Genomic DNA, 16689 nt, shown 5'->3' with positions numbered 1-16689 from the left:
ACCGACTCGGCGTTGTGCCGGTGTGACAGTACGGCAGGATGGCGCGCAGTAAGGGGAAGTGCGGGCTCCGTAACGATGGCGCCCCGGGACGGGAGGCGTGGATGAGCCTGGTGGAACTGATCGCGCAGGCCGACGAGCGGGGGCTGGCCGTCAGCGCGCTGGCTTGTTTGGATCGGTGCGTGCCTCTGCTGGGTGGCGACGACGAGGTGCTGCGGCCACTGTGGGCGAACCTTGCGGACAACGGGGACGTCGGCGAGTGGGGTGCGCTGCTGGACAAGGCGCGCGGGCAGTTGGGCGTCGCGGACGTCGTGGACGCGGAGGACATCGAGGACGAGGCCGCGCTGCTGGTCCGGCGGATGCTGGCCGCCGCCCCGGCGATGCGCTCCGCCGCCGAGGCGCGGGTGTGGGCCGACGGCTGCTCGGTGGCGTCCTTGCAGATCCACCGCCTTCTCGACCCCGCGGGGGACGGCGCGGCGGCGGTCGACACCCGGCGCGAGGGTGGTACGGAGGCCATGTCCCCGCTCGTCGCCGCCGAACTGCGCCGCCAGATCACCGTCCTGGAACTCCTCACCGAACACGGCACAGCCGGCCTGCGCCGCGCCCGGGAGGTATCGACGGAGGGCCGCCGGATCCTCCGCGCGGTGGTGTCCCGCCGGGCCCGGCAGGTCTGAGCTGATCCGCGTGCGGTGACTGTCCTGAGAGCGCGTCGGGGTCCGCGTGGGCTGGGTGGCTCGGGGGTTTCGCTTGACGTCGGGGTCCGCGCGCCTGGGCCCCGGAGGGCCTGGCAGGCCTGAGCCTCGGATCCGGGATCGTCATCCGGCTTCTGTGAAGGGACCTGTGCCTGTGCTGAGACCGCGTCGAAGTCCGCGTGGGCTGTGTGCCGGTGGCTCAGGAATTCGGGGTGACGCCGTCGTCCGCGCGCTTGCCCCCCCCGAGGGCTGAGCCCCGGATTCGGGAGCGTAAACCCGCCCCGGCGGGAGGATCCTGTGACTGTCCTGAGAGTGCGGTGGGGCGGTCCTGCGCCGGTTGCGGGCAGTGGTCGGTAACGGGTGACGAAACGTTGTCGCGGGGCGCTTTACCCAGTGTGACGACCGAGACTGTGACGACGACCCAGGCGGGGGCGACCCCGGAGAACAGGCCCTCGGCCGCGGCGAAGCCGGTGCGGTGGGCGGCGGATGCGGTGGCGACCCTGCGTGAGGGGGCGCGGCTGCGGCTCGACTACTCCGCGCAGTCCCTGTGGCGTGCCGACCGGATGATCGACGAGCTGCGCCGGGAGGGGACGCCGTACGCCGCCGTGGAGAACATGCTGCGCGGGCTCGGGGCGTATACCGGTGAGGTGATCGTCCGTCAGGCCGGGGCCGAGTGGTGGGCGAGCGGCGGCGACCACTGGGTGCGCACGCCGGACGGCCGCCTGTGGGATCCGATCGACGAGGCGCGGCGGTGTTTCGCGGGCGACGGGTCGCTGCGGTTGCTGTGCCGGGACGCGACGAGCGGCGCGGGCGGGTCCGGGCGCTGACCCGGCCGCGAGACGGCGAAGGCCGGGATCCCGTGCGGCGCACGAGATCCCGGCCTGATCGTTTTGGACCGTTACGGAGTCAGCGTCCCGCCCAGTCGGCCCGCCGCCGGCGTGCCCAGGGTGACCCTGCTGTAGACGGCGGTCTGCGTGTAACCGAGGCCCGTGCTGTTGCTCGGCAGGTACATCACGATGCCGTTGGCGGCGTCCTCGCCCTCCGCGCCGAAGGTCAGGTCGGCGCGACCGTACCCGGACAGGTCGGTGAGCGAGACCGCGGAGCCGAACTTGTCGTCCCGCTCGGTCACGCCGGGCACGCCCGAGGTGTCCTGCGAGACCATGAGCGCGCCGGTGCCGGTGAGGCCGGACGAGCTGCCCTTGATCAGGAGCGCGCTGCCCGCGTTGGCCTGGGCCACGCCGCTGCGGGTGAGGTCCTCGCCCGGGGCGCCGGCGAGGACGTCCGGGTAGCCGTCGGCGTTGTAGTCGCCGATGGAGACCGACTGGCCGAGGGCGTCGCCGGACTCGTTGACGTCGGGGACGCCGTACGTGTCCTGGTGGACGATCCGCATGCCGGTCGTGGTGAAGCCGGTCGAGGTGCCGAGGAGCATCGTGACCTGACCGCCCGACTTCGCCCCGGACTCGGTGGTGGACGCCTGGCCGATGACGATGTCGTCGTAGCCGTTGGCGTTCATGTCGCCGGCCGCGATGGAGCGGCCGCCCTTGACGGAGAGGACCCCGACCTTCGTCAGGCCCTTCGCGGAGCCCGCGAACCGGAGCACACGGCCGATGCCGCTGGTGTCGCGGTAGTTGACGGCGACGTCCGCGTAGCCGTCCCGGTTGAAGTCGCCGGTCGCGGAGTCCAGCCAGGCCACCGCACCCGTAGCGGTGGTGATGGTGCCGGCCGTCGTGGTGCCGCCGGTCAGCCGGACGTTGTAGTTGCCGCCCCGTCCGGTGCCGGCCGAGAAGACGTCCGCCTTGCCGTCGCCGTTGAAGTCGCCGACGGTGACCGTGGAGCCGAGCTTGGCGCCGGACGCCGTGACTCCGGAGGTGGTGTACGCGAAGCCGGACGTGAAGCCGGGGCCGTACAGCACGGTCACCGCGCCGCGGTCGGTGCCGCTGCCGTCGTCCTCGCCGGGGGCACCGATCGCGAGGTCGGCGCGGCCGTCGCCGTTGACGTCGCCCCACGCGGTGGCGGCGCCGAAGTTGTCCCCGGTCTCGGTGGCGCCGGGGACACCGGTGCTGTTCTGGGTGAGCGTCTTCCTCGCGGAGGTGACCGGGCCGTCGACGCCGCCCGGGACCACCGTCACGGAGTTCGCCCTCGGGGTGCCCGCGACCAGGTCGCTGATGCCGTCGCGGGTGTAGTCGGAGGTGGGCAGGGCGTGCGAGATGCCCGGGGTCTTGGCGAGGGCCCTGACCAGGCCCAGCTTCGGGTAGAGGTTGGCGCCGGGACAGGCCGTGGCGTTGGTGTCCCGGTGCCCGAGGACGCGGGGCACCGTGATCTGCGTGCCCTTCGGGACGTTGTTGCCGCTGTAGCCCTTCTCCGCGCCGGAGGTCAGCGTCACCGTGCCGGTCGGGTCGACGCCGTACATCCCGAACTTCCACGCGATGACCCGCGCCATCGCGTCCAGCCCGGCGCGACTCGGCTTGGCCTTCTCGAAGTTGCCGAGGTAGGAGATGCCGACCGTGTCGGTGTTGAAACCGATGTCGTGCGCGCCGATCACCGGCAGGTCCATGCCGCCGCTGCGGCCCTCGAAGATCTGGCCGCACTTGTCGACGACGAAGTTGTAGCCGAGGTCGAAGTAGCCCTGAGCGATGTGCGCCTGCTGGATGGTCCGCAGCCGGGCGCGGGTCTCGGCGCAGGAGATCAGGTTGTCACCGTCCACGCCGGTGTGGTGGATCACCGCGGCCTTGATCTCGGTGCCGTACTCCGGCGTGCCGTTGTAGTCCGTGGACGCGCCCCAGCCGGCCTGCGTGATGATCGGCGGCTTGACGACCGTGGAGGGGCGAGGGGCCGGGACCGTGGAGGTCGGGGAGGGAGAGGTGGACGGCGTGGCCGGCGGGGTGGTCGTGGTGGACGCCGGGGCGCTCGGCGTCACCGTCCAGGTCGGGGAACCGGTCGGCGCGGCCGTGTCCGTGGAGGTTTCAGTGGGCGCCGGAGGTTCGGTCGTGGCGGGAGGCTCGGTCGTGGCCGGAGGTTCGGTCGTCGCCGGTGCCGTGGTTCCGGTCGGCGCCGTGGTCTCCTCCAAGAACGCCGCCGGTTGCAGGCCGGCCGACGGGGCGCCCGCCGGATCCGTGCCCGGGTCCAGCAACTTGACGTCCATACCGGTCGGCTGACCGCCCGCTTCGGTGCCGTCGGCGTTCACGAGGCGCACCTCGATGCCGTCGGACTCGCCGGTCCACGCCGACTCCGTGGCGCCCGCGAAGGGCGGCCTGTGCGCCCTCCGCGCCGTCCGCCTGGCTCGGCTCGACCGCGACCTTCTGCCAGCCCGACCACTTGCCGGTCTCGATGTCCCGGCTGCGCACCTCGGGCGTGCCCTTGGCCTGCGCCTCGGGGTCGTTCCAGGTCAGCACGACCGCGCTGAAGCGGTCCGTGTCCTGCTTGGCGAGGCCCTTGCGGCCCGAACCGCGGTCCTTGAGCTTGAGCGTGTGGATCGACGGCTTACGGCTCTCCCGCTTGGCGTCGGCCGGCGCGGACGGTTCCGCGATCGCGTACGTCACGACGCCCCCGCCCCCCAGGACGACGGCACCGAGCGTGAGCCAGGCTCTGCGCTTCAGGCCCAGTGGTCTGTACGCATGCGACGTACGACGGGTACGACGACTCATGACGAATCCACCCCAAAGAAGGCCCTGGAAGGCCGGAAGAGTTGGTGACGTGAGGCACATCCGTCACATGGATGACCTGCTCTGTCAGCGCAGGGTGGTGCGGAAACGTCACGGCATTGCGGAACGAAGTGCCGGAGGCCACTGTTTGGTTCTGCGTTTGGTTCAGCCGATGGCGATGCGCGGGTGGGCGCGGCCGCGCTCGCTGCCGCGGTCGCCGGACTCGGTGAGCGGGAAGTCCGCGCCCTCGGTGATCGTGTACGTGCCGGTGGGGTGGTGTAGGTGCCCTGCTGCCGGGTCGCCCCGTCGGTCACGCCGTTGGATCCGACCCGGCCCCGCGCTGGTGCTGAACTGCGCCTTCCAGCCGGAGGAGCCCTTCGCCCAGGCGGTGACGGTGGCGTAGGAGCCGCTGGCCTTCACGGTGATCAGCTGGGTGGCGTCGCCCACCTCGATCGGCACCGGGAAGTTCGGGGCGGCGGGTGCGGCGGGAAGTACGCGTACAACAGCAGCATGCTCAGCAGTTGGCCGGGGCACCGGCCCGTGAGAAGCACTGCGCCAGTTCGTGCGAGCCGCGCCACTTGGCGCAGGGGTGGTACGGGTCGCCTCGCCATCGAGCGCCTGCGCCTCCTTGCATGAGGAAGCGAGGCCGGGTCCTTGGCGGACGCGGCCCCGTACGGTCCGCAGGGCGTCAGGCCGCCCAGACCTCGGCTTCGTCGGCCGGGACGGTGGTGGCCAGGCCCAGTTCCTTGCGGGCGGCGACCGTCTTGTTCGGGTCGAGGCCGGTGAAGGCCCGGTCGTAGGCGAGGTAGAACGCGTCGACGTCGGTGGCGTTCGCGGCCTTCTTCCAGTGCTCGGCGGTCTTCTTCAGCTGCTCGCGGAGCTTGCCGATCTCCGTTCCCTCGATGTCCTGCACGCCTTCTAGGTGCGCATCGAGGGCGGCTGCGACGGCCTTGGCCTGCGCCTTGTAGCCGTCCAGGTCCTCCTCGACGGAATCCGCGTCGGGCTGGTTCGCCCACAGCGCGTCGTAGACGGCGTTCGCGCCCTTCAGGTACGCGGTCTGTTCGGGCTTCAAGGACTTCGCGTCGGCCTGCAGTGAGCCGGTGGACTTGCCCGATTCACTGGTGTAGGTGCAGCTCACGGCGCGGTCACCCGTCGCCCAGCTCTCCTTGGTCGGGGTGTAGTAGAAGAGGTCGACCCCCTTGGGGAGCGCCCAGGTGTCCTGGGCGAACTTCCCCGCCTCGACCGGGCACCGCTCGTCGGCGATCGCCGCGACCGCGTCCTCGCCGGGGTACGTCTTCTCTCCGTCGATGTTGAATTCGCCGACGACCTGACCCGCGTGCGCCTCGCCGCAGGGCACGATCTCGACGGCGAACGTCTCGCCCGCGACCTCGCCGTTCGGGTTGTAGCAGTCCCCGATGCCCAGCGAGAACACCGATCGCTGGCGGGCCATCTTCTTCGCGCCGTCCTTGGCGCTGTCGACGGCATCCGAGACATCCGAGCACCCCACCGCGCCGATCGCGAGCAGGGCGACGACGGCATATATGCCGCGAATGGGGCGGTGCAGGACGCGTGTTGCCATGGTGCGCACATCCTCTTACGGGATCTTTATCAAGGGCGCGCGCATCGTATGCCACCCCTGTGGATGCGTTGCCTGGCGGACGCGCGAGGCGTCAAAAGGTTGTACGCGTCCTGTGACTTCGCTGTGTGCCAAGGAACACGTTCGTCACCCGTGATGCTCACGAGGCGACATCCGCTTGATCAGCGGGAGGACGAAAAGGCGTCCTTGCGCCGACCGACCAAAGGGGTGGGGGTTCCGATGAGCAGAGCGGACGAACGCATACCGCGGGTGGCCGGCCTGCGCGGGCCGGACAGGCGGATGTGGAACCCGCTCGGCAAGGTCGTGAGAAGGCGCCTCGCCGCGACGACCGCGCTCCTCGTCTCCGCCGTACTCGTGGGGTGCTCGGCAGCCGACGTGCCGCCCTCCGAGCCGAGCCACCAGGACGCCGCACCCGCCGGGACCGAGCCCGCACCCACCCCCCAGACCGTCGCGGAGTTCCTCACCCGGGCCAAGGAGGCGATGGCCGCGGAGGAGGGCTGGCGATTCACCGTGCGGGGGAGCGAGGAGCTGGTCCTGCAGGGGCAGGAGAGCGGCGCGACCTACTCGGCGGACGTGTACCGGACGACCGGCGATCCGTGGGCGCTGCACTCCACGGGCAGCAGCCGGAGCAGCAAGGGCACGACCAAGTCCGAGGAGATCTACGTCGTCGACGGCGTCGGGTACGTGAAGGAGGGCGACGCCGCCTGGCGGCAAGGGCCCCTCTCCGACCCGGAGATCGCGGACAAGGTCGAGGATCCGGTCGCCGCGCTGGACGCGTTCGAGGACTACGGCGACGCGGTCTCCCTCACCGCCTCGGACCAGCGGATCGAGCTGCGCGTCCGGACGACGTCCGGCGCGCTGACCGCCGTACGGGACCAGGGCGTCGTAGGCAAGGCCCTGCGTGAACTCGCCCCGACCCTTGAGCAGCTGCGCGCGGCCGGGGTCACGGCGCCGGAGAGCGGGATCACCGTGGAGCGTGCCGAGGAGTCGCTCGTCCTCGACTCCTCGACGTACCAGGTCACTTCGCACACCTTCCGGTGCGTCCTGCACATCCCCTATGGGAGTCGGACCATCCGCTACGGCCAGGACGTGACCGAGCGGACCTCGGGGCCGCATGAGGAAGCCGTCGTGCTGCCAGACGGAGTGCGGTGACGGACGCGCTGTGACATTTGCCTCCGGACTGACGCTGAGGACCGTGGAGGACAAGGGCAAGGGCGGCCGTGCCGCACGGTACGAACCCGCTACGAACCGGTACGGACGAGGACAGTTCTTGGGCCAGGCAGGCGAACCCCGCCGCGTGCACGCGTACGACGGGGAATTGGGCGCGGCCGTCGCGCGGGCCCAGGAAGGCGACGAGGCCGCCTTCGCGGTCGCGTACCGGCTGGTGCAGCCAGGACTGCTCGGGTACCTGCGCGGGCTGGTCGGCGACGACGCCGAGGACGTGGTGTCCGACGCCTGGCTGGAGATCGCCCGGGACCTGGGCCGGTTCAGGGGCGACGGGGCCGGGTTCCGGGGCTGGACGGCGACCATCGCCCGGCACCGGGCGCTGGACCATCTGCGCCGACAGAAGGTGCGGCCCCGGTCGTCGGCGCTGGAACAGGACGTGCTGGAGCTGCCCGGTCCGCACAGCACGCACGACGAGGCGCTGGAGTCGATCTCCACGGAGCATGCCCTGGAGCTGGTCCGCAGGCTGCCACGGGACCAGGCCGAGGCCGTGCTGCTGCGGGTCGTCGTCGGCCTCGACGCCCCCACGGCCGCACGCGTCCTCGACAAGCGCCCGGGCGCGGTGCGGACGGCCGCGTACCGAGGGCTGAAGCGCCTGGCCAAGCAGCTGGGCGTCGAAGGTGTGACGGATGACGGCCCTCGGACGCTGGGGGAATCGAAATGAACAGCGAGTGTGACGGCGGTGGCCGGAGCGGCATATCGCGACCGTGTGCGTGAGCCCCACAGGCCATCAGGCCCCACAGGCCATATCAAAACAGGTCGGACAAGGACGGGAAGCAGACATGGGTGAACGGCAGATCGGCGGTGGGTCCCCCGGCCGTCGGCGTGTGCACCCTTACGGCTTCGCCTCCGGGCACGGGCACGTGGCCGGCCCGAAAACAGCCCCCGACGACGCCGCGCTGGAGGCGCTGCTCTCCGCTGCCGTGCTGGGCGGGCACCGCCCGGACACCGAGGGCGAGCAGCGGGCCGTTGCCGCGTTCCGGGCCGCCCGGGACGCGGGGGCACACCGGGCGCGCACCCGGCGCCGGGACGACTGGCGGCCCCGCGAGCAGCGGCGGCTGGTGCTGCCGGTGAAGACCACGCTCTCCCTGTTCATCGCGAGCCTCGCGCTGGGCGGCGTAGCGGTCGCCGCGATCGGCTCGTCCGACTCGCCGGACGGCCCCGCCGACGACCGGGGCAGGCCCACCCCGCCGACCAGTGCCCCCGACCTGCCGGGCGCCGAGCCGTCCTCCGCGGCGTCCGACGCCGCCCCCGCGAAGCCCGGCCACCCGTCCACCGCTCAGGACACCGAGGCCAGGTGCCGCGCCTACGACCAGGTCGAGGGCCGCGGCAACGCGCTGGACGCCACGGCCTGGCAGCGGCTCGTCACGGAGGCGGGCGGTGAGGAGAGGGTCGCCGTGTACTGCGCCGAGCAGTTGGCGCGGGCGGCGGCCAAGGGCAGGCCGAGCCGGGCGGCCACGCCGGGCGGCGGAGCCGCCAACGCGACGAACGGTGCCGGCGACAATGGCGCCGACAACGCGGAGCGTGGCGCGGGGAACGCGAACACCGGCGCGGGGAACGCGAACAGTGGCACAGGCGACGACCAGGCCGAAAAGGCCACCAGCAACGGGAAGAAGAACTGACCCACGGGGAAAGACCCTGGCCTGGCGCGCTCCGGTGTCTCCACCTGCGGCGCCGCGAGCCATGCGCCAAGGCAACGGCCGGGGCCGCCACCCCCCACAGGAGAGGCCCCGGCCGTCGCGCGGCACGGGCCGCGCGGCGGCCCGTACTTTCTTCAGCGCACTGACTGCGTTTTCTGTCACACCCCAACGCGTCACGAGTTAGTTGCATCGGCTACGCACATGGACGGGGAGCGGTTTCAAGACGTAACGTGCCTTTCGCGCCGGAGTGCGGAGGCAACACGACCACCGCAACCACAGCGGTCCTTGGACCGCGACCACTGATTGAGGAACCACAACGGCGAGGACCCGGTCCGCGAGAGCGGCGCCGGCTTAGGCGCAAAGAAGGGCGCGCGCGGTGGGGGACGACGCGGAGCTGACGGCCGCGGTGCTCGCGGCACAGGGCGGGGACGAGACCGCGTTCCGGACGGTGTATCGCGCGGTGCACCCGCGGTTGCTCGGATACGTACGGACGCTGGTCGGCGACCCGGACGCCGAGGACGTGGCGTCCGAGGCCTGGCTGCAGATAGCGCGGGACCTGGAGCGGTTCGACGGTGACGCGGACCGGTTCCGGGGGTGGGCCGCCCGAATAGCCCGCAACCGTGCGCTGGATCACATACGGATGCGTGGGCGGCGGCCCGCGATCGGCGGTGACGAGACCGAGCTGACCGGCCGGGCCGCCGAGTCCGACACCGCCGGCGAGGCCATCGAGGCCCTGGCCACCGACCACGCCCTCTCCCTGATCGCCCGGCTGCCGCAGGACCAGGCCGAGGCCGTGGTGCTGCGAGTGGTGGTGGGCCTGGACGCGAAGAGCGCCGCCGAGACGCTCGGCAAACGGGCGGGAGCCGTGCGCACCGCGGCGCACCGGGGTTTGAAACGCCTCGCCGAGCTGCTCGGCGACCTCGGCGACGATCCGGAATCGGCCGGTGTGCTCGATGCCCTGCCGCCCCAGCGAGAACCGCGCGATCGCGCGGTGACGTCCGCGAGTGTGACGCCTACGCGCACGCGGACGCAGAAGGACATGTGATGGCCGACGAGCAGTACAGGTGGCTGAACCGCGAAACGGCGGAGCGTTTGCTGAGCGGAGAGCCACTGGACGCTGCCGACTCCGCCACCCGCGAGCAGGCCGCCCGGCTCGCCCACACGCTCGGCGCGCTCTCCGCGAAACCACCGCTGACCAGCGACGAACTCCCCGGCGAGGGCGCAGCCCTGGCCGCCTTCCGCAAGGTGCGGGCGGAGCGCGACAGCGAGCGCGCCGCCCTTGACGTGCCCGGCCGCAGGCAGCCGTCCGACGCCGGGCTGGTGCACATCGGCGGCCGCACCGGTGGCCGTACGACCGCTGCCCGGCGCCCGCGCTGGGGCCGTCCCGTGCGGTTGGGGCTGGCCGCGGCGCTGGCCGTCGCCATGGCCGGCGGGGTGGCCGTCGCGGCCGGAACCGGAGTGCTGGGCACGCCGCCCTTCCTCGACGACGAACCCGGCCCCGCCGCGTCGGTCTCGGTCGCCGAGCCGCCCGAGCGTCCGCAGGTCTCACCCCCGCCGACGCAGCGCGAGCAGCCCGGCTCGGCCACGCCGGACGGCACCACGAGCGGCCCCGCCACCGAAAGCCCCGATCCCTCCGGCGACGACACCCCCTCCACCGGCGGGGACACCGAGAGGAGCACGGGCGGTGACGCCGGCAACTGGCGGAAGGCAGTCATCCTGGCCTGCCGCGACGTGCGCGACGGCAAGAGCCTGGACGCCGCCCGCAAGCGGGCCCTGACGGAGGCGGCGGGCGGTTCCTCAGGCGTGCGCAAGTACTGCGCGGCCGTCCTCGGCGGCTCCGACGCCCAGGAGGACAAGGGCTCGGGCAAGGGCGACAAGGGCGACGGCGAGAAGGCGGGCGGCAAGGACGGCGACGAGGGCAGCAGCAGCGGCGACGGCGGCGAGGGCGACGGGGAGGGCGGCACAGCCCCCGGCCTCACCGGCGGCTCGGGTTCCTTGTCGGGGTCGCCGGCCCTCACGCCCGGCCTGCCCAGGAGGGCGCAGTCGCTGCTGCCGACCCCGAATCCCTCGCAATCAGCCCTCTGACCTGCGGTTTCGTCATCCCCTGGATATTTCTTCGATATTTCTTCGCCGGGGGTGTGACGTTTTCGGCCGCGTCGGCGCAGTACTGAGTGAGCCGACTGGTCATCGGCTGTCGCACGGAGCCGGGGTTCCCCCCGTACCTACGGCTCGTGCACCTGAGCGCGGGCGGGACACGTTCCCCCGGTCCCGCCCGCGCCCCAAACCTCACCAGTGGACGACGACCTTGTCGCCGTTCCGCACCTCCCCGAACAGCTGCGCGATCGCCGCCTCCTCCCGGACGTTGACGCAGCCGTGCGAGGCCCCGGCATAGCCCCGGGCCGCGAAGTCGGACGAGTAGTGCACGGCCTGTCCGCCGCTGAAGAACATGGCGTACGGCATCGGCGAGTCGTACAGCGTGGAGTGGTGGTGGCGGGACTTCCAGTACACCTGGAACTGGCCCTCCCGGGTGGGCGTGGACGTCGAGCCGAAGCGCACCGGCAGGGTCGTGAGCGTGCGGCCGTCGATCATCCAGCGCAGGGTGCGGCTCGACTTGCTGATGCACAGCACGCGGCCGGTCAGACAGCGCGCGTCGGGTGCGTCGGCGGGCTGGCCGCCCATCAGGTACAGGTCCCAGTGGCCGGGCTCGCGGGTCATCTTCAGCAGCCGCTGCCAGGTGACGGTGTCCGTGGTGCCCGTCTGCGGCAGCCCGCGCTTGCCCTGGAAACCCCGTACGGCCTGCTCGGTAAGGTCGTCGTACGTCCCCGTCGGGCCGTCGAACAGCCAGGCGATCTGCCTCAGCCGGGCCTGGAGTTCGCGCACGTCACGGCCGGAGTCGCCGCGTGACCACAGGACCGGGGGCGGGGCGGGCGGCTTCGCGGGGGCCTTGGACGTGGCGGGTGGCTTCGCAGGGTCCTCGGACGTGGCGGGTGGCGGCGCGGCGGGCGCCGTAGTGGTGACGTCGATATGGATCGGCCCGCGTGGCTTTCCGTCCGCGTCCACGGCCTGCGCGGTGCAGCCGCACACCGTCACCAGCGCCGCCAGCGCGGCGATCGCCCTCCCCGTACCAGCAGTGCGCATGCCAGTCCCCGCCCTCTCACCGAAGTGCACTGGTGTCCCCTGAGATGGCTTCCCGCGCGTGACGGGTTGCGAACGGCGCGGCATCGTTATGAAGGAGAGAGTGAGTCACTGCTCGGCGGAAGGCACCCACCATGGCGCACGAGTCGGAGTCCGGACTGCCCATCGAACCGGTGTACGGGCCGGATGCCCTGGACGGCTGGAACCCGGCCGTACGGCTGGGCGAGCCCGGCGCGTACCCCTTCACGCGCGGTGTGTACCCGTCGATGTACACGGGCCGCCCCTGGACCATGCGCCAGTACGCGGGCTTCGGCACGGCGACGGAGTCCAACGCCCGCTACCGCCAGCTGATCGCACACGGCACGGCCGGCCTGTCGGTCGCCTTCGACCTGCCCACCCAGATGGGCCACGACTCCGACGCGCCCCTCGCGCACGGCGAGGTCGGCAAGGTGGGCGTCGCCATCGACTCGATCGACGACATGCGGGTGCTCTTCGGCGGTATCCCGCTGGACCAGGTGTCGACATCGATGACGATCAACGCCCCGGCCGCGCTGCTGTTGCTGCTGTACCAGCTGGTCGCGGAGGAGCAGGGGGTGCGGGCGGACCAGCTGACGGGCACGATCCAGAACGACGTCCTGAAGGAGTACATCGCGCGCGGGACGTACATCTTCCCGCCCAAGCCGTCCCTGCGGCTGATCGCCGACATCTTCAAGTACTGCCGGGCCGAGATCCCCAAGTGGAACACCATCTCGATCTCCGGCTACCACATGGCCGAGGCGGGCGCGTCCCCCGCGCAGGAGATCGCGTTCACCTTCGCCAACGGCATCGAGTACGTCCGTACGGCCGTCGCCGCCGGCATGGACGTCGACGACTTCGCCCCGCGCCTGTCCTTCTTCTTCGTCGCCCGTACGACGATCCTGGAGGAGGTCGCCAAGTTCCGTGCCGCCCGCCGGATCTGGGCACGGGTGATGCGGGAGGAGTTCGGTGCGCGGAACCCCAAGTCGATGATGCTGCGCTTCCACACCCAGACGGCCGGGGTGCAACTGACCGCCCAGCAGCCCGAGGTGAACCTGGTCCGCGTCGCCGTCCAGGCTCTGGCCGCGGTGCTCGGCGGTACCCAGTCCCTGCACACCAACTCCTTCGACGAGGCGATCGCCCTCCCGACCGACAAGAGCGCGCGCCTCGCCCTGCGCACCCAGCAGGTGCTGGCCCACGAGACCGACGTGACCGCGACCGTCGACCCCTTCGCCGGGTCCTACGCCATCGAGCGGATGACGGACGACGTCGAGGCGGCCGCCGTCGAGCTCATGACGAAGGTCGAGGAACTGGGCGGCTCCGTGGCCGCGATCGAACGCGGCTTCCAGAAGGGCGAGATCGAGCGGAACGCCTACCGGATCGCCCAGGAGACGGACGCGGGCGAGCGGGTCGTGGTCGGCGTGAACCGCTTCACCATCGACGAGGAGGAACCCTACGAGCCACTGCGCGTCGACCCCGCCATCGAGGCCCAGCAGGCGGAACGCCTGGCCAAGCTGCGCGCCGAACGCGACCAGCGGGCGGTGGACTCGGCCCTGGCGGCGCTGCGGAAGGCGGCCGGGGGCGAGGAGAACGTGCTCTACCCGATGAGGGAGGCGCTGCGGGCACGGGCCACGGTGGGCGAGGTGTGCAACGCGCTGCGGGAGGTGTGGGGGACGTACGTACCGTCGGATGCCTTCTGAGCTGGGCGGTTACTCCGTATGAGTGATCATGGGTCGAATCCGGGAACCTCCGGTTACGCTCGTCGCAGAGTGGGCCCCGAAAAGGAGGACGCCATGGCCGTACTGCAGCAGGAGCTGACCCTGAGCGAGGCTGCCGACCAGCTCGCCCGTGCACTGCCTGGCCACCGCGTGGAGATTCTCCAGGGGAGGCTCACTGTGACACCGCCGCCGGATGGCTCGCACGGGCTGTCGCTGACCAAGATGTGCAGGGCACTCGAACGGGCGGGTATCGAGGGAAGCGGCGCTGAATGGGTCCAAGGCGTCGGCCTCTGGTTGCCCACGTTGCCCGAGGACTTCGCGATCCCCGATTTGTCCATCGTCGACGAGGACTTCCGCGACGCCCACGTCACGAAGAACTACTACGCCCCGAACGTCTTCCGGCTGGTCGTCGAAGTGACGTCGTCCAACTGGTCCGACGACCTCGGCCCCAAGGTCGAGTGCTACGCGGAGGCCGGTATCCCGGCCTACCTCATCGCCGACCGCAAACACGAGGAGGTGCTCCTCTACACCGACCCGGCCGACGGCAAGTACCCCGACCCGCAGCGCTTCGAGCGCGGGCAGAGGGTGCCGGTGCCGGAGTCCGTCGGCGTTCGCGTGGAACTCCCGGTCGACACCCTCCTCGACGGCTGACCGTCTGCCCGTCCGCTCAGCGTGCCGCCGGACGCCGGGCTGCGCGGGCCTTGCGCAGGGTGCGGGTGAGGAGTGGGGGCATCAGGTCGACCGCCAGGCTCCGGGTGCGACTGCGAGGCTTGTGGGGCGGGGCCGGGCGCCTTGCCGTAGAGGCGGCGAGCTTCGGCACGGTGCGCTCGGGGTCCTCCGCCGCGTGACGGGACGGTGGGAAGTCGGGGGACTTCATGCCCTTGGACTTCAGGCGGACGAGGCGATGGCCGGCGGCCTGCTGCACGCTGAGCCCGCAGTCGTCCCGCCCGCGGACCATCGCCAGCAGCTCCTCCTGCACCGGTTTTGGGTCGCCCCAGGTGCCGTACAGCTTCTGCGTGCTCAGGCAGATCGGACGCAGACCCCGGCTGAGCACGGCCTCCCAGACGGCGACCGAGACACCGGGCGTGTGCTCGGAGCGGAAGTCGTCCAGGACGACGATCCCGTCCGGCAGCAGGACATCCCGCGCGGCGCCGATGTCGTCGTACACATGCTCGTACAGATGCGAGCCGTCGATGTGCACGAACCGGCAGGAGTCCCGTTCGACCTCGCCGGGCACGAGCGAGCTGGGGCCCTGTACGACGCGCGGGAGTTCGTCGTGGAAGGAGAGGTAGTTGGTCTCGAAGACCTGGCGGGTGAGTGCGCTGTACGACTTCGTCGACTCGGCCCGGTTGGCGTCGTCCGGGGCGTCGCCCTCGAAGAGGTCGCACACGGTGTAGCGCTCGCCCTCCCGGAGATGGCGGCCCAGGAAGATCGCGCTCTTGCCCATGTAGACCCCGACCTCCAGCAGGTCGCCGCGGACGCCCGCGGCCTCCTGCCGGTTCAGGAGCCAGTCGAAGAGCACCTGGTCGAGTACGGGGAACCAGCCCGGGACGTCGTCGAGCCGGCGGGGCCGCGGGGGTGCCTCATGTGCAGTGGTCATGGAAGGCGAGCACTTCCTCGTTGCGGTGATCCGGTCAGGAGCTGCCCGGCGCCTGCCCGGGTGGACAACCCGTCCAAACCCCCGAGAAGGTGAATACCGGGTCAATTCCCTACGTACCGTACGCGGTCGCGGCCCTGGCCGCGGCGCGAATGGCGGCACGCCCGGTGAACGATTACCGGATTGCTTCGGCTACCCCCGTCCGGGCGGCGTATTCCGCGAGTCCCGCGCCGGTCTCGCCCGCCCAGCCGACATAGCCGTCGGGCCGGATCAGGAAGACGCCGGTGCCGTAGGGCTCGTACGCCTTGATCCGCAGGGTGGGGATGGGCAGCGCGGGCAGTTCCGTGTCCGTGCCCACGGCGAGCAGCGTCCAGTGCGGGCCCCGGAAGGCGTCGAACAGCCGTACGTCACCCGCGATACCGTCCGGTGCGCGGTCGCCCGCACGCAGCCCGGCGCCGATGCGGGTGCGGGTCTCCTTGGTGAGCGAGGAGCCGCGGTGGCCCAGCCCCAGCTGACGGGTTGCCGCGCCGCGTCGGACCTCGCCGCGGTGGACGCCGGTGGACAGTCCGAGCATGTGGGCGGCGATGGGGCGCCGTTCCTCCTCGTAGGTGTCGAGGAGCGTGGCCGGGGCGTGGCCGCGCAGCACCGCGCCGAGCTTCCAGCCCAGGTTGTAGGCGTCCTGCACGCTGGTGTTGAGCCCCTGTCCGCCGGCCGGTGAGTGCACATGCGCCGCGTCCCCGGCGAGGAAGACCCGCCCCGCCCGGAACCGGTCCGCGAGCGCCGCCCGCAACCGGAAGTCCGAGGCCCAGCGCACCTCGGTGACATCGTCGGGGGAGAGGTGGGAGCGGGCGGCGACGAGCTTGCGGATCCCGTCGAGGGACAGGTCCGGCGAGGTGCCCTCCGGGAAGCTTGCGACGAGCTGGAAGTCGTCGGTGCTGGCGAGGGGGCAGATCGCGAGGAAGTCGCCGTTCTCGCGGGGCGGGAAGATGTGCCAGTTGTCCCGGTCGAGCCCGGAGATCCGCACGTCCGCCACCAGCATCGGGCTCGGGTCGACGGTCTCGCCGGTCATATCGATCCCGAGAGCACGCCGGAGAACGGAACGACCGCCGTCGGCGGCGATGACGTAGCGGGCGCGGAGGGTTGGGGTGGTGGCGGTTTCGGGGTGGCGGGTGCGGGGGGTTGGGGTGGCGGCGGTGGCGTGGCTGGCGCGGGGGGTCAGGGCGGCGGCTTCGGGGTGGCTGGCGCGGAGGGTCGGGTTGGCGGCGGTGGCGTGGTGGGCGCGGGCTTCGGCGTGGCGACCGCGGGTTTCGGCGTCCGTAGGTCGTCCCGTGTCGGCCCTAGTACCGTCCGCGTCCAGCCTCGCGTCTGCACTCGCATCGTCCGGGCCTCGCCTCGCGTCGGCCCTCGCATCGCCCGCGCCCCGCCCCGTGTCC

Annotated in this window: 15 protein-coding genes and 1 pseudogene; 9 read left to right on the top strand and 7 right to left on the bottom strand. The window is 71.7% G+C overall.

Annotation, left to right across the window (positions count from 1 at the left end):
- Positions 1–101: 101 nt before the first annotated feature.
- Both SSP24_RS27600 and SSP24_RS27595 read left to right on the top strand, forming a co-directional pair.
- On the top strand, positions 102–671 hold the full coding sequence (locus SSP24_RS27600; protein WP_141312424.1) for a hypothetical protein: 570 nt from the start codon (positions 102–104) through the stop codon (positions 669–671).
- 428 nt (positions 672–1099) lie between these two features.
- Positions 1100–1516, top strand: a complete 417-nt coding sequence (locus SSP24_RS27595) for a hypothetical protein (protein ID WP_167529727.1) — start codon at positions 1100–1102, stop codon at positions 1514–1516.
- Between the two features lie 71 nt (positions 1517–1587).
- On the opposite strand, the gene SSP24_RS27590 is transcribed toward SSP24_RS27595, so the two are convergent.
- The 4 genes from SSP24_RS27590 to SSP24_RS27580 all read right to left on the bottom strand — a co-directional run bounded on the left by SSP24_RS27590 (position 1588) and on the right by SSP24_RS27580 (position 5909).
- Positions 1588–3606: an FG-GAP-like repeat-containing protein gene (locus tag SSP24_RS27590; RefSeq protein WP_229865964.1), complete on the bottom strand. Its 2019-nt coding sequence runs from the start codon at positions 3604–3606 to the stop codon at positions 1588–1590.
- A 46-nt stretch (positions 3607–3652) separates the two neighbouring features.
- Complete coding sequence (locus SSP24_RS44325) at positions 3653–4333, bottom strand: hypothetical protein (protein ID WP_229865966.1); 681 nt, start codon at positions 4331–4333, stop codon at positions 3653–3655.
- A gap of 162 nt (positions 4334–4495) precedes the next feature.
- Positions 4496–4789: a hypothetical protein gene (locus SSP24_RS27585; RefSeq protein ID WP_229865968.1), complete on the bottom strand. Its 294-nt coding sequence runs from the start codon at positions 4787–4789 to the stop codon at positions 4496–4498.
- A gap of 229 nt (positions 4790–5018) precedes the next feature.
- Positions 5019–5909, bottom strand: a complete 891-nt coding sequence (locus SSP24_RS27580) for a septum formation family protein (protein WP_141312422.1) — start codon at positions 5907–5909, stop codon at positions 5019–5021.
- Positions 5910–6146: 237 nt separating this feature from the next.
- Between SSP24_RS27580 and SSP24_RS27575 the strand changes: the two genes are divergently transcribed.
- From SSP24_RS27575 to SSP24_RS27555, 5 genes are all read left to right on the top strand, one after another.
- Positions 6147–7079 carry a hypothetical protein gene (locus tag SSP24_RS27575; protein WP_141312421.1) on the top strand — a complete coding sequence of 311 codons (933 nt, stop codon included), beginning with the start codon at positions 6147–6149 and terminating at the stop codon, positions 7077–7079.
- Between the two features lie 118 nt (positions 7080–7197).
- On the top strand, positions 7198–7815 hold the full coding sequence (locus SSP24_RS27570) for an RNA polymerase sigma factor (protein WP_141312420.1): 618 nt from the start codon (positions 7198–7200) through the stop codon (positions 7813–7815).
- A 118-nt stretch (positions 7816–7933) separates the two neighbouring features.
- Positions 7934–8773 carry a hypothetical protein gene (locus tag SSP24_RS27565; RefSeq protein ID WP_141312419.1) on the top strand — a complete coding sequence of 280 codons (840 nt, stop codon included), beginning with the start codon at positions 7934–7936 and terminating at the stop codon, positions 8771–8773.
- Positions 8774–9167: 394 nt separating this feature from the next.
- Positions 9168–9836, top strand: a complete 669-nt coding sequence (locus SSP24_RS27560; protein WP_141312418.1) for an RNA polymerase sigma factor — start codon at positions 9168–9170, stop codon at positions 9834–9836.
- Positions 9836–10876: a hypothetical protein gene (locus SSP24_RS27555; RefSeq protein WP_141312417.1), complete on the top strand. Its 1041-nt coding sequence runs from the start codon at positions 9836–9838 to the stop codon at positions 10874–10876. Before SSP24_RS27560 ends, SSP24_RS27555 begins: the two co-directional genes overlap by 1 nt.
- 201 nt (positions 10877–11077) lie before the next feature.
- On the opposite strand, the gene SSP24_RS27550 is transcribed toward SSP24_RS27555, so the two are convergent.
- Complete coding sequence (locus SSP24_RS27550; RefSeq protein ID WP_141312416.1) at positions 11078–11929, bottom strand: L,D-transpeptidase family protein; 852 nt, start codon at positions 11927–11929, stop codon at positions 11078–11080.
- A gap of 131 nt (positions 11930–12060) precedes the next feature.
- Between SSP24_RS27550 and SSP24_RS27545 the strand changes: the two genes are divergently transcribed.
- Entirely contained in the window at positions 12061–13641 is a 1581-nt protein-coding gene (locus SSP24_RS27545) for an acyl-CoA mutase large subunit family protein (protein WP_141312415.1), read from the top strand.
- A gap of 93 nt (positions 13642–13734) precedes the next feature.
- A complete protein-coding gene (locus SSP24_RS27540; protein ID WP_141312414.1) occupies positions 13735–14310 on the top strand; it encodes a Uma2 family endonuclease in 576 nt (191 codons plus the stop codon).
- 16 nt (positions 14311–14326) lie between these two features.
- Here the strand turns inward: SSP24_RS27540 and SSP24_RS27535 are convergent, their stop codons facing one another.
- Positions 14327–15259 (bottom strand): class I SAM-dependent methyltransferase, encoded by a 933-nt coding sequence (locus SSP24_RS27535; protein WP_141312413.1) that lies wholly within the window; start codon positions 15257–15259, stop codon positions 14327–14329.
- Positions 15260–15431: 172 nt separating this feature from the next.
- Positions 15432–16499 (bottom strand): annotated as a pseudogene (locus SSP24_RS27530) (FAD-dependent monooxygenase); the annotation flags it as partial.
- Positions 16500–16689: the final 190 nt, after the last annotated feature.

This window comes from Streptomyces spinoverrucosus, from assembly GCF_006539505.1.
GTDB lineage: Bacteria > Actinomycetota > Actinomycetes > Streptomycetales > Streptomycetaceae > Streptomyces > Streptomyces spinoverrucosus.
The sequence above is the reverse complement of the archived record's forward strand: the minus strand, read 5'-3'. Positions and strand labels throughout refer to the sequence as shown.

Coding starts and splice junctions, on each gene's coding strand:
- SSP24_RS27600 (WP_141312424.1), top strand. CDS start 102: ATGAGCCTGGTGGAACTGATCGCGCAGGCCGACGAGCGGGGGCTGGCC.
- SSP24_RS44325 (WP_229865966.1), bottom strand. CDS start 4,333: ATGAGTCGTCGTACCCGTCGTACGTCGCATGCGTACAGACCACTGGGC.
- SSP24_RS27580 (WP_141312422.1), bottom strand. CDS start 5,909: ATGGCAACACGCGTCCTGCACCGCCCCATTCGCGGCATATATGCCGTC.
- SSP24_RS27575 (WP_141312421.1), top strand. CDS start 6,147: ATGAGCAGAGCGGACGAACGCATACCGCGGGTGGCCGGCCTGCGCGGG.
- SSP24_RS27565 (WP_141312419.1), top strand. CDS start 7,934: ATGGGTGAACGGCAGATCGGCGGTGGGTCCCCCGGCCGTCGGCGTGTG.
- SSP24_RS27555 (WP_141312417.1), top strand. CDS start 9,836: ATGGCCGACGAGCAGTACAGGTGGCTGAACCGCGAAACGGCGGAGCGT.
- SSP24_RS27550 (WP_141312416.1), bottom strand. CDS start 11,929: ATGCGCACTGCTGGTACGGGGAGGGCGATCGCCGCGCTGGCGGCGCTG.
- SSP24_RS27545 (WP_141312415.1), top strand. CDS start 12,061: ATGGCGCACGAGTCGGAGTCCGGACTGCCCATCGAACCGGTGTACGGG.
- SSP24_RS27540 (WP_141312414.1), top strand. CDS start 13,735: ATGGCCGTACTGCAGCAGGAGCTGACCCTGAGCGAGGCTGCCGACCAG.
- SSP24_RS27535 (WP_141312413.1), bottom strand. CDS start 15,259: ATGACCACTGCACATGAGGCACCCCCGCGGCCCCGCCGGCTCGACGAC.